The organism is Criblamydia sequanensis CRIB-18 (assembly GCF_000750955.1).
GTDB lineage: Bacteria > Chlamydiota > Chlamydiia > Chlamydiales > Criblamydiaceae > Criblamydia > Criblamydia sequanensis.
Window position 1 is genome coordinate 300,654 of record NZ_CCEJ010000003.1, and the last position, 13,361, is coordinate 314,014.

13 protein-coding genes are annotated in these 13,361 nt (G+C 39.3%); 8 read left to right on the forward strand and 5 right to left on the reverse strand.

Features of this window, described 5'->3' with window-relative positions; all coding sequences use genetic code 11:
- The 7 genes from nuoH to CSEC_RS03080 are packed head-to-tail and all read left to right on the forward strand — an operon-like array spanning window position 1 to window position 7,019.
- The gene (gene nuoH, locus CSEC_RS03050; protein WP_041016930.1) at window positions 1-984 is read left to right on the forward strand and encodes an NADH-quinone oxidoreductase subunit NuoH; all 984 of its coding nucleotides are present in this window, start codon (window positions 1-3) and stop codon (window positions 982-984) included.
- Window positions 975-1,460: an NADH-quinone oxidoreductase subunit NuoI gene (gene nuoI, locus CSEC_RS03055; RefSeq protein WP_041016931.1), complete on the forward strand. Its 486-nt coding sequence runs from the start codon at window positions 975-977 to the stop codon at window positions 1,458-1,460. The genes nuoH and nuoI overlap by 10 nt, the downstream gene beginning before the upstream one ends.
- 3 nt (window positions 1,461-1,463) lie before the next feature.
- Window positions 1,464-1,964: an NADH-quinone oxidoreductase subunit J family protein gene (locus CSEC_RS03060; protein WP_041016932.1), complete on the forward strand. Its 501-nt coding sequence runs from the start codon at window positions 1,464-1,466 to the stop codon at window positions 1,962-1,964.
- Window position 1,965: 1 nt separating this feature from the next.
- Window positions 1,966-2,265, forward strand: a complete 300-nt coding sequence (nuoK, locus tag CSEC_RS03065; RefSeq protein ID WP_041016933.1) for an NADH-quinone oxidoreductase subunit NuoK — start codon at window positions 1,966-1,968, stop codon at window positions 2,263-2,265.
- Window positions 2,266-4,128 (forward strand): NADH-quinone oxidoreductase subunit L, encoded by a 1,863-nt coding sequence (gene nuoL, locus CSEC_RS03070; RefSeq protein WP_041016934.1) that lies wholly within the window; start codon window positions 2,266-2,268, stop codon window positions 4,126-4,128.
- Between the two features lie 9 nt (window positions 4,129-4,137).
- Window positions 4,138-5,589, forward strand: a complete 1,452-nt coding sequence (locus CSEC_RS03075) for a complex I subunit 4 family protein (RefSeq protein WP_041016935.1) — start codon at window positions 4,138-4,140, stop codon at window positions 5,587-5,589.
- On the forward strand, window positions 5,586-7,019 hold the full coding sequence (locus CSEC_RS03080; protein WP_041016936.1) for an NADH-quinone oxidoreductase subunit N: 1,434 nt from the start codon (window positions 5,586-5,588) through the stop codon (window positions 7,017-7,019). The genes CSEC_RS03075 and CSEC_RS03080 overlap by 4 nt, the downstream gene beginning before the upstream one ends.
- A gap of 3 nt (window positions 7,020-7,022) precedes the next feature.
- On the opposite strand, the gene CSEC_RS03085 is transcribed toward CSEC_RS03080, so the two are convergent.
- From CSEC_RS03085 to CSEC_RS12555, 5 genes are all read right to left on the reverse strand, one after another.
- Window positions 7,023-8,282, reverse strand: coding sequence for a RasGAP domain-containing protein (locus CSEC_RS03085; protein ID WP_041016937.1), 1,260 nt, complete (start codon window positions 8,280-8,282; stop codon window positions 7,023-7,025).
- Window positions 8,283-8,327: 45 nt separating this feature from the next.
- A complete protein-coding gene (locus CSEC_RS03090) occupies window positions 8,328-9,674 on the reverse strand; it encodes a hypothetical protein (protein WP_041016938.1) in 1,347 nt (448 codons plus the stop codon).
- 216 nt (window positions 9,675-9,890) lie between these two features.
- Window positions 9,891-11,234 carry a hypothetical protein gene (locus CSEC_RS03095; RefSeq protein WP_041016939.1) on the reverse strand — a complete coding sequence of 448 codons (1,344 nt, stop codon included), beginning with the start codon at window positions 11,232-11,234 and terminating at the stop codon, window positions 9,891-9,893.
- A 13-nt stretch (window positions 11,235-11,247) separates the two neighbouring features.
- Window positions 11,248-11,805, reverse strand: coding sequence for a pentapeptide repeat-containing protein (locus CSEC_RS12550; RefSeq protein ID WP_053331720.1), 558 nt, complete (start codon window positions 11,803-11,805; stop codon window positions 11,248-11,250).
- Window positions 11,792-12,832, reverse strand: a complete 1,041-nt coding sequence (locus CSEC_RS12555) for a glycosyltransferase family 10 domain-containing protein (RefSeq protein WP_161780950.1) — start codon at window positions 12,830-12,832, stop codon at window positions 11,792-11,794. The genes CSEC_RS12550 and CSEC_RS12555 overlap by 14 nt, the downstream gene beginning before the upstream one ends.
- A gap of 178 nt (window positions 12,833-13,010) precedes the next feature.
- Here CSEC_RS12555 and CSEC_RS03110 point away from each other — a divergent pair, with 178 nt between their 5' ends.
- Window positions 13,011-13,277, forward strand: coding sequence for a hypothetical protein (locus CSEC_RS03110; protein WP_041016940.1), 267 nt, complete (start codon window positions 13,011-13,013; stop codon window positions 13,275-13,277).
- Window positions 13,278-13,361 lie beyond the last annotated feature (84 nt).

A 13,361-nucleotide genomic window follows, 5' to 3' on the forward strand; every position in this document is an offset into this window, starting at 1 on the left:
ATGTTAGAACTTGCTATTGAAACATTGATCAAAGGATTGATTCTTATTTTAATCCTTTTTGGGTTAGCCGCATACATGACTTTTTGTGAAAGAGTCGTCATGGCAAGAATGCAGCTTAGACTTGGTCCTAATAGAGTAGGCCCTTTGGGTCTTTTACAACCTATAGCTGATGGCATAAAACTATTTTTTAAAGAGAGTTTTACACCCGCCAATGCCGAATCGTTAATTTTTTGGATCGCCCCCGGGATTTCTGTTTTTATCGCGCTGTCTTTATTTGTTCTAATCCCATTTGGCGAGCCAATAGAGCTTTGGGGACGAAAAATAAATTTATGGATAGCAGATGTTAATGCCGGTATTGTCCTTATTTTGGCTTTATCCTCGCTTGCAGTTTATGGAGTTGTTTTGGCCGGCTGGTCCTCCAATAACCGCTACTCTCTTCTTGGCGGCTTAAGAGGGACAGCCCAAATGATCAGCTATGAAATTCCGATGGGGATTTCACTGCTAACTGTAATTTTAGCGGCCGGTACTTTAAGCCTTCCTGAAATTGTCGAAAAACAAAGGGACCACTGGTTTCTTTGGACAAACCCGATTGGATTTATGGTCTACTTAATCACAGCTTTCGCCGAAACCAACCGCGCACCTTTCGATTTACCGGAAGCTGAACAAGAATTAACCGCCGGCTATCACACAGAATATGGGGGGCTTCGTTTTGCCGCTTTCTTTTTAGCCGAGTATGTCAACATTTTAGCTGTTTCCTCTATTGCTACAACCCTTTTTTTAGGGGGCTGGCTTGGGCCAGGCAATATTCCCTTCGTTTGGTTTTTTTTAAAAGTTGCTGTCCTTGTTTTTTTATTTATGTGGGTGAGAGCCGCCATGCCAAGATTTCGATTTGACCAGCTCATGCAGTTCGGCTGGAAGATCCTCATTCCCTTAGCCACAATCAATTTAATTATAACTGCTTATTTTGAGGTCGCATGGAATTAAAGCTTAAGCAAAAGCTGTTAAATGTTTTGACCCTGTTTAAAGGACTTTGGATTGTATTAAGACACTCTTTTAAAAAGCCCATTACCATCAGGTATCCGGAAGAGAAAAGAGTACTTCCAAGAAGGTCAAGAGGACGCCATTATTTAACAAAATGGAATGATGGCAAAGAGCGCTGCGTCGGCTGCGAGCTTTGCGCTATTGTTTGCCCCTCACAAGCCATCTATGTGAAAGCTAAAGAAAATGACCCCGAAAACCCTCATTCTCATGGCGAGCGGTATGCCAGCGACTTTCAAATCAATATGCTTAGGTGCATCTATTGCGGCGATTGTGAAGAGGCATGTCCAACCGGCGCGATAATTTTAAGCAATGACTTTGAGCTTTCGGGTTACTCAAGGGAATCTTTGATTTATACCAAGGATATGCTTACCGAAAAGAATCCCGGTGATTCAGGCCGCGATCCAAATAGGGAGATTTAGGAAGTGGCCTTATATGTCCAAGCCATTTTAGGCTTTTTCTTAGTTCTTTCTTCCATGGGTGTGATTTTTGCTAGAAAACCGGTTTATTCAAGCCTTTCTTTTCTAGTCGCGCTTTTAATGCTTGCCGCCCTTTACTTACAGCTTTCTGCCGAATTTATTGCTGTGATGCAAGTTTTAGTTTATGCGGGTGCCATCTTAGTTCTCTTTATCTTTGTCATCGTGCTTTTCCAAGACGCCCATCAAAAGATCAATCTCTATGCCCCTAAAAGCTCCCCTATTTTGATAGGTGGAGCGGTTGGCCTTCTTCTTGCGTCCTATATTTACCTTGCAAGCAAGCTTAAGGGAATTTTTTCGTCTCAAGAGGATTTGCCTCCCTGGTTTGGAACAGTTGAAGCCCTTGGCAAAGCCCTTTATCTGGATTATTTTTTTCCTTTTGAAGCGGTCATTTTGCTTTTTTTAATTGCCATAGTGGGCTCTTTATTTATTGCTAAAAAAGAGAGGTGAGATGAGCATCACAATTTTTGTTTTAATTAGCCTTGCGATGTTTGTTTGCGGCATTATTGGAGTCCTTATAAAGAGAAACACCCTTATTTCTTTTTTATCCATTGAATTGATATTGAATTCGGCCAATCTTCTGTTTGTTGCTTTTGCAAGGGAATGGGAGGATCAAACCGGCCTCGTTTGGGTATTTTTTGTGTTAGTTGTGGCAGCGGCAGAAGCAGCCGTCGGTCTTGCTATTATGATTAACTTATTTAGAGCAAAACAAGTGGTCGATATTGATCAATTTAATACTTTGAGAGAATAGATGGCAGAGATTATTGTCTTAAGTCTTTTTTTACCTTTGCTGGGATTTTTAATCCTTACTTTATTTCATGCTTCTCTTTCTCGAAAAAGCACTGGATTAATCGCTTGCGCAAGTGTCCTTCTCTCTTTTTTGTGCTTTTTTTCCCTTGTCACAACTTACATGGTCGGGACCTATGAAGATACCACCCTCCTCTTGTTTAAGTGGATTCCTATTAAGGGAATTAACGCCGATTTTAAACTTCATTTAGATGAGCTCTCTCTCTTAATGGGGCTTATCATCACAGGTGTCGGCAGTCTAATTCATATTTATTCCATAGGCTATATGGAAGAGGATCCCGACTATATAAGGTACTTTGCTTTTTTAAATTTCTTTGTCTTTGCGATGCTTCTTCTTGTTTTAGCAAGGCACTTACTTTTGCTTTATGCGGGATGGGAAGCGGTGGGCTTAGCCTCTTACCTTCTTATCGGGTTTTGGGTTCAGAAAAAAGAAGCCGGGGATGCTGCCATTAAAGCCTTTGTTATGAACCGGATAGGGGATGCGGGTCTTTTAATTGGAATCCTTCTTATTCTTTATACTTTTGGAACAGGAGATATCGGCGAGCTTGCAGAAAAATTAGAAGGGGGTTTTTCAAATACAAAGTTAATCACGCTGATTACTCTTCTGCTTTTTGCAGGAGCTGTTGGAAAATCAGCGCAAATTCCTCTTCAAACGTGGCTTCCGGACGCTATGGAAGGGCCAACCCCGGTATCGGCCCTTATTCACGCAGCCACGATGGTGACAGCCGGGGTCTATCTAGTGGTGCGGATGAATTTCCTTTTTAATTTGGCTCCTGAAACTCTCAACGTCATTGGCTTTATTGGCGCTCTAACTTCGCTTCTTGCTGCCATTTGGGCCACAAGTCAAACCGATTTAAAAAGAGTCCTTGCCTATTCAACAATTAGCCAGCTTGGGCTTATGTTTTTGGCGACAAGTGTAGGCGCTTACTACGCAGCGATGTTTCACTTAACGACACACGCCTTTGTAAAAGCCCTTTTATTCCTAGCTGCCGGAAATGTCATCCATCAAATGCATGGGGTGACAGAAATGAATCAAATGGGAGGGCTCTATAAAAAATTCCCTATTACCCATTGGCTTTTTCTAATCGGTGTGCTTGCCCTGTCCGGGGTTCCGCCTCTTTCCGCTTTTTTTAGCAAAGACATTATCGTCGAGCTTGAGCATATCACCGGGCATAATTTTTATTTTTATGTGGGGATTATTATTTCCCTACTGACCGCTTTTTATTTAACAAGAGCCTATTGCTTGACCTTTCTTGGAGAGGAAAAAGGCTCTCATCAAAACTTAATAAAAGAAGCGCGCCCTGTTATGTGGGTGCCTGTGTCCATTCTCGCAATTTTGGCCATTGTCGGAGGTTTTTTAGGCTTCTGTTTTTGCCCGATGCCTCTTCTTGAAAAATTTCTTATCGACATTGGCATTACCCCCGGAGAAAAAGAATTGGGGGTAAATTTATTTAACCACATTGAAACCTGGTTTGCGATAGCGGCGACGCTTTTTGGCGTCGGGGTTTCATATTTGATGTTCACACGTTACGTAAAAAAATATAATGTGACTTTCCAATTTATCAAAAAAGCTTTCTATATCAATGAGATTTATGAGGCGGTCTTCGTTGCGCCTTTAAAAAAACTATCAAAAGTCATTGTAAAAGGGATTGAGCCTCATTTGATAGAAGGCTCTATTGAGGGAGCGGTTTTAGGGGTGAACGGAGTCGGAAAGTTTTTACAAAAATATCAAAGCGGCCAAGTACGATCCTATATTGCTTGGATGGTGCTTGGAACTTGCTTGCTTGTCGCTTATTTTATTTTCTAAGAAGGGGCTATGAACGAATTTTTTAGTTTACTACTTGTGATTCCATTTATTGGCTCTTTCTTGTTCTTTACTCTTGGGGCTGTTTCAAAATTTAATGGAAGAGGCTTAGCTTTTGTTTTAGGTGCTCTTCCTCTTCTCTTATTACTGGCAAGATACAATCATTGGCTAGGGGATGAGATAAATATCCCATGGATCTCCCATTTAAATATCAATTTTCATCTTAGGATTGACTCTTTATCCCTTCTTTTTCTTTATCTTGTGGCTTTTATTATCCCGATTAGCATTTTTGCTGTCAGTCCAAATGAGTGCGATCATCATCCTTATTATTACGGTTTGATCTTGCTGCTTCAGGGGTTTCTTTTTATCTTTTTTACAGCGAGGGATTTAGTCGTATTTACGGTGTTTTGGGAAGCTATGCTTCTCCCTTTATTTTTTATCATCAACTTATGCGGAAAAGAAAATCGGGAAAAAGCTGCGCTTAAATTTTTAACCTACATGATTGCAGGCTCCATTTTAATGATAGCAGGCGTTCTTTTTCTTTATTTCTTGGGAACAGCCGAGTCGTTTGATCTAGATGTTTTGGCACAAAATTTGAAAAGCCAATCCTTGCCCTGGATTTTTGGAATTTTTCTTTTAGCTTTTGCTGTTAAGACACCTCTTTTTCCCTTCCATGGCTGGCTCCCTGACGCCTACTATGAAGCGCCGACTGCCGGAACGATTTTACTGTCAGCTCTACTTTCAAAAGCCGGGATTTACGGGATTATCCGCATAGGAATCGAGCTTTTTTCAAATGCAATGCAGGCCTTTCAAATTCCGCTTTTAGTTCTAGCCATTATCGGTGTTTTTTATGGGGGCTTTGCTGCATGGAGACAAAACGATTATAAACGTCTTATTGCCTATTCAAGCTTCTCTCACGTCAATTTTATTTTGGCAGGCCTTTTTATCTGGAGCGAAACCGCTCATGCAGGGGCTATTTTGCAATCGCTTAACCATGGCGTTACGATTGCAGCCCTCTTTCTAATCTCCGGTTGGCTTGAGGAAAAAACGCAAACCACTTCTTTAAAAAACCTTGGGGGACTAGCTCACTATTTCCCCTATTTATGCTGGTTTACGATGGCTTTTATTTTAGCATCCGTAGCTCTTCCCGGTACCAATAATTTTGTTGGGGAAATCATAATTCTTTTTGGCCTTTTTAAGGAAAAACCTGGGTTTGCAGTTTTCTTAACGCTTTCTATTATTCTATCAGCTCTTTACATGCTTAGAATGATGCAAAAGATTTATTTTGGAGAAGGTAGGGAAGAAAAGCTTTTTAACCCTCTCACTATCGACATGGATTTCAAAGAAAAAGCGGTTGCCTTATCCCTATTATTTGTCATTTTTTTAATCGGCATTTACCCAAGTCCTGTCTTAAAGGATGCTGAAGTTGCCGCAAGAATTCTTACTGAAAGAGAATCAAGATGATTACAAAAAACGATATTTTAGCATTGAGCCCCTTACTAATCCTTCTTGGATTTGGATTGCTGCTTTTATTGCTCGAATGCTTTTATAGTAAAGAAACCAAAAAATATGGGTTCTTAGTCGCAAGCTTAGCCTTTATTTTAGCTCTTTTTTTCTCTATGACTCCGGAGAAACCGTTAGGGGAGTTTTTATCCCCATGGATTAAGAGCGATCGTTTGGGGCATTTATTTACCCTTCTTTTTCTTAGCATCGGTTTTTTTGTGACCCTTATTTCTGCAAGCTTTTTTAGTGAAAATGAAACTGACTGCGATGTGACGCAAGGAGAGTATTATTTTTTATTATTATCGGCCATAGCAGGTCTTATTTTAATTTCAATATCGGCAGATTTTCTAACCTTGTTTCTTGGCTTTGAAACTTTTTCTTTAGCTCTCTATGTTTTGACAGCCTATATCAAAAAGTGGAAAGTGTCGCATGAGGCTTCTTTTAAGTATTTTATAATGGGGGCTTTTGCTTCAGGTATTCTGCTATATGGAATAGCTTTTGTTTATGGAGGGATTGGAAATACGGCTTTTGATGGGATGGAAAAGGCTTTAGATACAATTACTGTAGCGTCTAATAAAACGCTTTTCCTTACAGGCCTCATTTTTATAACGGTCGGGCTTTGCTTTAAAGCTGCCATTGTTCCTTTTCATGCTTGGGCCCCTGATGTTTATGAGGGGGCTTCCATACCTGTGACAGCCTTTATGGCAGTGGGTGCTAAAGCGGGCGCTTTCGCAGCTTTTGCACGTATTTTTTTATCAAGCCTTCCAAACCTAGATGAACGCTTTAATCAAATGCTCGTTTACTTAGCGATAGCAACCCTTATCTATGCTAGCTTTGTGATGTTAAGACAGTTTCAATTTAGACGTTTTTTTGCCTATTCCGGGATTTCGCATGCTGCTTTTCTCTTAATCCCAATAGCTGCAAGTGATTCGGATTCGTTGCTTACTCTTCTATTTTACCTTGTGGTGTATAGCTTAGCGACTATTGGCGTATTTGGGGTTGCCGCCATGATTCAAAAAAAGGGGGAGGGTTTTAATTTAAACAACTTAAAAGGGCTTTTCCACCGTTCTCCTTTTCTTGCAAGCCTTCTTGCCATTTGTTTATTAACGTTAGCAGGTATACCCCCGACTGCGGGGTTCTTTGCGAAATTTTTTGTGTTTAAGGAAGCTTTTCAGAAGGGGTATTATATTTTTGTAACGGTCGGTCTACTAACCTCTATTTTATCAGCTTACTACTACTTAAAAATCATGAGCACGCTTTTTACAAGATCCTTTGAGGAGGGAACTTCGTTAAAAGTCTCCTTGCCTTCAACTTTGGCAAGCCTGCTTTCCTTTGTGCTGATTGTGATTATTTCCCTTTTCCCAATCACTTTAATTTCTTTGGTAAGATAAAGATTAAGGAGTCCTTAACCGCTCGCTGATGCCTTTAAAAAGCGCCACTTCGGGGTTATTCTCTTGATTTACAGCATCAAAAAAGAACTGCATATGTTCTTCTTTGGTTGTTTTCATTTCATTAACCACGTTTTGGATAAGTTTTGTCAGTTGAATACCCACTCTTATTTGTTCAGGGGATTTTTGAGGAAGCGCTTTATTAAAGCCTGCCCCCTGAGTGATAGCGGAATTAAAAAACCTTAAGAAGAAAAATTGGGGAGCAAATTTCGCTCCTTCCCCTGGAAAACGCTCATTCACTTCTGTTTCTATGAATTGGTTTAGCTCTTTAATTTGCGAAGGGAATTTCTCGTTTTTGGTAAAGCTATCGACCTCTTTCATAATCATCGAGAAGTCATTCATTAACCTTTTCTGATTTTCTTGTATGATTTCAGCAGCTTTTTCTTTGTCTTGATCCGGTAGATCAACTTCCCTTAATAGATAGCGTTGAGTAGGTAAACGATCAAAAATACCCTTAAGTTCAGAGCCGGTTTCCTTTATCATAACTTGAGTTTGATAAGCGGTGATCATTCTTGCGGCTATGGTGTTTGAACGAAATAGAGTAGCTTTATTAGTCTCCGGAAGATTAAGTTCATTTTTAACAAGCTGCTTTGCAATTTCAATCCCGGCTTTGTCTGAAAGTTTTTCCATAAGATCTGAACAAGTAGCAGGAGTTAAGTGAATACCCATGGCCTCTGCGAAGGCTGTAAAGGATTCTCTTGTGGCTTCATTATTTCCAAGATTTGAAAGATGGTCAAGAAGGGGGCTCTCCTTTGATCTACTTAAATACTCGCCTAAGTTTTTTGCATCATCAGGCTTCATGGATTTTGGGTTGTCGATAAACTTTTTAAGTTTTTTCTCTTCTGAAGTTAAAGAAAGTCCATCATTAGAACTATGAAAAGCCTTTTTTAAATTTGAGGTGGCAAAAGGATAAATTTGTTTAAAAACAGAGATAATGGCAAGAACAGGAGCCATCAATTTTTTCATAATTTGAATATTTCGGTTCTTTTCTAGATTAGCCTTCATGGCGTTGAAAATATTAAATGTTTCATTCGCTTTAGACTTTGATTTCTGTGTGGTTTCCGGATTTGCTATTTCTCTTGAAATTCCTTGAGGGTTGCTGGAGGCGGACATGGAAGCTGCCCCTCTTTGCTCCGAAGCCTCATGCAAAGGTGTTGTTGTATTATCTGTTGGAGTTGCAGCACTACCGCCGACACCAGGTGTCATAAAAATCTCCCTATCTTTCCCAATCCTTGGTTTTAATCAATTCCTTTAAACTATTTCTCCCTTTTCCTTATCGTTGTTTTCCTTTTCCTTCTCTACTTTTTCCGGTTGTTCGAAAGCTTTCTTTACAATAGATGGGTTTCTTGGAAACCTTGTTCTTGAAAAAATAGAACCAGGTCTATTGGGGGAATCTTTAGCCGGTTTTTCAGGCTCAGCTGAGGCGCCTTTATTCTCTTGCGTCTCTGTAAGACCACCAAGCCCTAATCCTTCTTTTTTTTCAGGAACCCTTTTTGAGATGATATTTCCGCTTGTAAATGGAGGCTTTTCCGTTTTTTCTTCTACATCATAATCTTGAACGGGAGGTTCGTCCTTGTCTAGAGGGATATTTAGCAATTCAGCAAGTCCTGTGCCTCCCGGCTTTTCAGGTATTACCGTTCCACCTCTTGAAACAGCTCCCTCTACCTGTCCAGGTTTCGGCTTGATTACATCCTTACTTTGTTCTCTCGTCTCAGGGGCTTCTTCTTTCCATTCTTCCTCATCACTTTCTAAAAACCAGTCCTCCTCCTCTTTTGGATTTATAGCCTCTTCTCTTACAGTAATTTTGCCTTCATCTTTGATGGGTTCATCTTTACCGGTTAACCAATCTTCCTCATTATCATACGGATTAACATCAAGGCCTGCATCCTTTAGTGGCGGAGGAATTTCTTTTTCTTCTTCCTCTTCAATATAATCAGGAGCCGGTACGGACCCAAGGCCTGACAAATCGGCAAAACCTCTATTAGATTGAGGTATTACGGGGGTACCCCCTCTTGTAATAGCCCCTTGTACCGGTCCAGGTTTCGGTTGAATTCCTTTTCCAGACTCTTCAGTTTTTTCCTTAGACGATGTATCTTCTTTTTCTTCATCCTTAAAGCGAACATGTTTTTCAATTTTAGGAGGGGGATTACGTTCTTTTAACTCACCCGGAACTTCGATCCAATCATCTTCTAAAGGCGAGCTTATTTCCTCTTTAAAGCGCCAGCTATTTAATTTGTCGATACCGGCTTGAACTGTTTTGATAAAGCTACCTAAAAGAGTATGGCCGCTATTTTTCACATCAACCGCTGCATTACTTAGTGCTTCTTTGGTTTCAGGTTTTAACCTTTTCTCATTAGATAATAAGAAGTAATTGCCGAGCATTTTAAAGACGTTCGAGGAAAAATTTTCGGTTTTGTCTTTTGCGACTTTTTTGGCCGAATCCTTTTCTAAAGGGACAAGCTTAGGTTCATTTTTAGAGGATATATTTTCAATTTCTCTGCCTGCATACGCAGTAACTCTTTCTACATACCTTTCGAATCGATCTTCCGGAGTGGCAGGAGGTTTTTGTTCGGAGGGGCCAACAGGGCTATTATTCATAAGACTCTCCTTGATTTATAAAAAAGTCTGATACGAAAATACCTACAATTATTATAACAATAATAATAATTTATAATTTTATTTTAAAAAGAGAATGATTAGGAATAATCAATATTATGTTTTGAAAAGATTAAGATGTTTATAAATTCTTTAAAGAAGGCAGGCATTTTTAAATTTGTGGGTTTAAAAATGCCTGAAGAAATCTAAGCCAAGAATCTATTTTAAGAGGACGGGAAAAATTTCAAGAACAGGGTATTCCTCAATGTGAAATTGAGCTCTATTATAAACCATTTCGGCAATGTATTTAGCCGCATTTTCTCTAGCAAAAGTAAAAACAGTAGAGGGGCTTCTTTGATCGGCATCCCCATGAGAGTCAAAAAACTCGACCGTCCCGTTTTTTGGAAATCTAATGGCAAAAGATTCAGCGCCTGTTGTTAAAACAAAGCCGTGAACTTTTTTCTTATCGAAAATCTTCTGGAGGTGGTTTTGCAAAAGCTCTTGCGGCGGCCTTGAAGAATCAGAGGCCCTTAAGGCATTTAAGCCTTCAAAAAAGGCAGGATCCACATTTCCTAATACTAAATTGGTGGAAAGGTCTGTTGGCACGCCATCAACAGTTGTCATTTGTAATTTTGGGTGATTGGTTAAAACTTCAAGCGCTTCCGCATTCCGCCCCTTCACAATCCCTAAATCTCGTTTTAAAAGGTTTTTTATATCGGTTGCGGAATAAATAGAGGCAGGCTCCTTTTCTAAGAAAGCAACCGAATACTCAGTGCATCCATTTTCTTTGCCCACTTCTCTTTGGTTTAGGTTGCCCTTGGCTTTAGTGATTAATAGGGGCCCGTTAGGGATTACTTTAGGAATAGTAAGGGTCGGTTCGACTTCTATTTCTTTCTCTTTTTCTTTTTCCTTCTCTTTTTCTTGAGGGGCCCTTGCTTTAGGGGAGCTTGTTCCTAAAGCCGGAGGATTTCTTTTTGGGGTGCGCTCTTCATAATAAGCATCGAATTCTTCCTTTGTGATTTCCTCAGGTACAAGAGCACTTTCTATGGCTTCTTTATTCATGTAAGCTCTTTGAAGGTCTTCAATTCGAGAGGCTACAAGAGCCTTTCTTGCGCGAGCTTCAGGTTTTGAGGAAGCGGGGGCTCCTGAAGGGCCTGTTTTAGGCGGTTTATCCCAGGAAGTAACCGTGTTATTTAAGGCCGCGAGTATATCTTTTTTATTATAAAAGAAATTTCCGAGAAATTGCTTGATGCTGGTTAGAAAAATAATAAGAATGTTTGTTTTTTGACCAAGAGCTGTGTTTCCATCCGTATCTAATTTTACAAGGGTGTTTAAAATCGCTCGGCCTTTAGTTGGAGTGCCCGGAGTTTTTTTTATAAGCTCTTCAGCTTTGGCATAAAAAGCATTTAATGAGGCTTTTCCCTCTAATCCCGGAATCGTGTAATAGCGACCTCCAAATGTGCCAATTTCAGCGACGGCGTTCTTTAAAAAAGGCTCTAAGGTATCTATAGTTTGCTTGTCTAGCTCATCAGTCAGAAGTTTTTTAGAGGGAGGAGTCGTCATTTTATCTCCATTATTATTTAATTATTATATCTAGAAATGTTAATAATTTTAACACTTCCGGATGAGAAAAGACACATTTTTTTATATTATTAGTCTTAAAATCAATACTGTAGTTTAAAGCCCCTGTAAAGTCCGATTTTGATAAATCAGAATTATGGAAGAGAGTTCCATTTAAATCTGCGCCCCGAAAATCGGATTCGGAAAGTTTTGTATTGGTAAAAAAGCACTCTTTAAGGCAAGAGCTTCGAAAAGAGGATTTTTTCATCACTAAATCAGAAAAATTGCAATAAATGAGGGAGGAGTTGAAGATTTTAATCGAGAAAAAGGAAGGATCGATAAGTGAAAAATTAACATTCCGAAAAGAGCAGTTCTCAAAAGTAATATTTTGCAGTCTGCAATTTTTAAAAGAAATTTCATCGAAGACGCATTTTTTAAAAACCACATCTTGCAAGCGAGCATTTAGAAAAGAGTTTATTCCAAATTTGCAATTGATAAAAGCCCCTTCAAGTAAATGAGAAAAACTTTTATCGCTTAGATCCTGATTTTCAAAAATAAAATCATTTTTTTCCATGTTTCGCTGCGGTTAATTTTTTAGATAAGCGGTCTGTCTTCTCATTTAAGGTTTGTTCCTCTTTTGTGAAAATAAGGTCCTTATTGTACTTAGGCAGGAGAGTTGAAAGAAGTTGATGCATAAAGTAATTTACTGAAAAAAGGTGGCTTTTTTCCGAATTTAAATAATTTTTTATGTTTTTAAGATACTCTAAATAGGTTTCTTCTTCCATGTTATTAAGGAATTTTACAAGGCTTTCCTCAGACGGGAACTTCCTTTTATCAATGTAGCACCCTTCCGGAATATAGTCTGAAATGTCCGGAGCCCCATAATAAATGGGGATGCATCCGGAATAGAAACAATCAAAGATTTTCTCTGTAATATAACCGTCAAAGACACTATTTTCGTAGCAAATATAAAATTTATAGTTATTCAATAGTTCAAACTTATCACCAGCCTGGCCTTTAAAGGTTTTATAGCCGTTCGGTCCTGAAGGCCAGAACCTGCCGTATAAATCAAATTTATCAGGGAAAAATTTTTCAAAGTAACTCACAAGACGATTTCTCATGGTGTGCAATTCTTTTTTACGTTCCGAGGTTCTATAAGTGGCAACAAGGGTACAGAACTTCCTGTCTTTAAAAGGCTTAAGGTCTTTTCTCATGGGGGTTTTTAAAGAGGGATAGAAAAATTTAAAATAGCGTTTATTGTCGACTAAAGAATCATCCCAAGTGAAAATCTTTGAAAAGCTGCGATGAGCTTTCTTTTTAAAGGCCTCAGGGGTGTAAATAGGGGTTTCCCATAGGTAAAGCACATTCTTTTTCTCGGCCAGCGTGAGAATTCCTTTGGAACTCTCGAGATAAGGAAAATGAAAGGTGATTAAATAGTCGGTTTTTTCAAGCTCTTCAAGAGAATGAAGGGTTGTAATTTCGTGTCCGAGTTTTTCAAGGTTATTTCTAAGAGGCAAAGCGACAGGCGGCCAAGCAACCGGGTCCACAAAAAAACTCGTATCTTCAGAAAAAGTCTGCCACCAGGGGATGATTCGGAACATTTTTGCATCTATTGGGTAAGAATTGCAAAAAAAGAGGGCGATTAGAAATAGTCGGGTAAGGGGGGAACTTAAGAATAACATGATCAGTAAATGCCTGTCGTAAAAAAAGTCAGTGTTCGAAGGATCTTATATTTACGACTAAAAAAACAGAAGTCAATTGTTAAATCAAGGAAGGTTTATGCAATTAGATCCAATCCGATCAAACCAATTTCAGCCCCCTAAAAGGGATGCCATTTCATTTCTTTCAAGGCTTGCGCCTAGAAATGAATGGGAGGAAGCGCTCGTAGAAGTCGCAAAGGACACAAATCTTAGTCATAAGGAAAAAATCAGGCTCTTAGCGGAGGTCTGTCTTCTTAATTTTAGCTATGATAGCGAAAAAATACGGGATGCGGAGGATGTACGAAATAGGCTTTCTAAATTAAGTAAAAATCCGAAAGAAGGGTGAGTTTTTCTAGGAAATTTAAACCCGCTTGTTTAGAATCGATATCTTTGTGGGGAGAATCCTGAGGGAAATGAAATTTCGTGGCCT

What these genes read in the sequence shown, in the direction of transcription:
- nuoH (WP_041016930.1), top strand. Translation starts at nt 1, where the DNA reads ATGTTAGAACTTGCTATTGAAACATTGATCAAAGGATTGATTCTTATT.
- nuoI (WP_041016931.1), top strand. Translation starts at nt 975, where the DNA reads ATGGAATTAAAGCTTAAGCAAAAGCTGTTAAATGTTTTGACCCTGTTT.
- nuoK (WP_041016933.1), top strand. Translation starts at nt 1,966, where the DNA reads ATGAGCATCACAATTTTTGTTTTAATTAGCCTTGCGATGTTTGTTTGC.
- nuoL (WP_041016934.1), top strand. Translation starts at nt 2,266, where the DNA reads ATGGCAGAGATTATTGTCTTAAGTCTTTTTTTACCTTTGCTGGGATTT.
- CSEC_RS03075 (WP_041016935.1), top strand. Translation starts at nt 4,138, where the DNA reads ATGAACGAATTTTTTAGTTTACTACTTGTGATTCCATTTATTGGCTCT.
- CSEC_RS03080 (WP_041016936.1), top strand. Translation starts at nt 5,586, where the DNA reads ATGATTACAAAAAACGATATTTTAGCATTGAGCCCCTTACTAATCCTT.
- CSEC_RS03085 (WP_041016937.1), bottom strand. Translation starts at nt 8,282, where the DNA reads ATGACACCTGGTGTCGGCGGTAGTGCTGCAACTCCAACAGATAATACA.
- CSEC_RS03090 (WP_041016938.1), bottom strand. Translation starts at nt 9,674, where the DNA reads ATGAATAATAGCCCTGTTGGCCCCTCCGAACAAAAACCTCCTGCCACT.
- CSEC_RS03095 (WP_041016939.1), bottom strand. Translation starts at nt 11,234, where the DNA reads ATGACGACTCCTCCCTCTAAAAAACTTCTGACTGATGAGCTAGACAAG.
- CSEC_RS12550 (WP_053331720.1), bottom strand. Translation starts at nt 11,805, where the DNA reads ATGGAAAAAAATGATTTTATTTTTGAAAATCAGGATCTAAGCGATAAA.
- CSEC_RS12555 (WP_161780950.1), bottom strand. Translation starts at nt 12,832, where the DNA reads ATGTTCCGAATCATCCCCTGGTGGCAGACTTTTTCTGAAGATACGAGT.
- CSEC_RS03110 (WP_041016940.1), top strand. Translation starts at nt 13,011, where the DNA reads ATGCAATTAGATCCAATCCGATCAAACCAATTTCAGCCCCCTAAAAGG.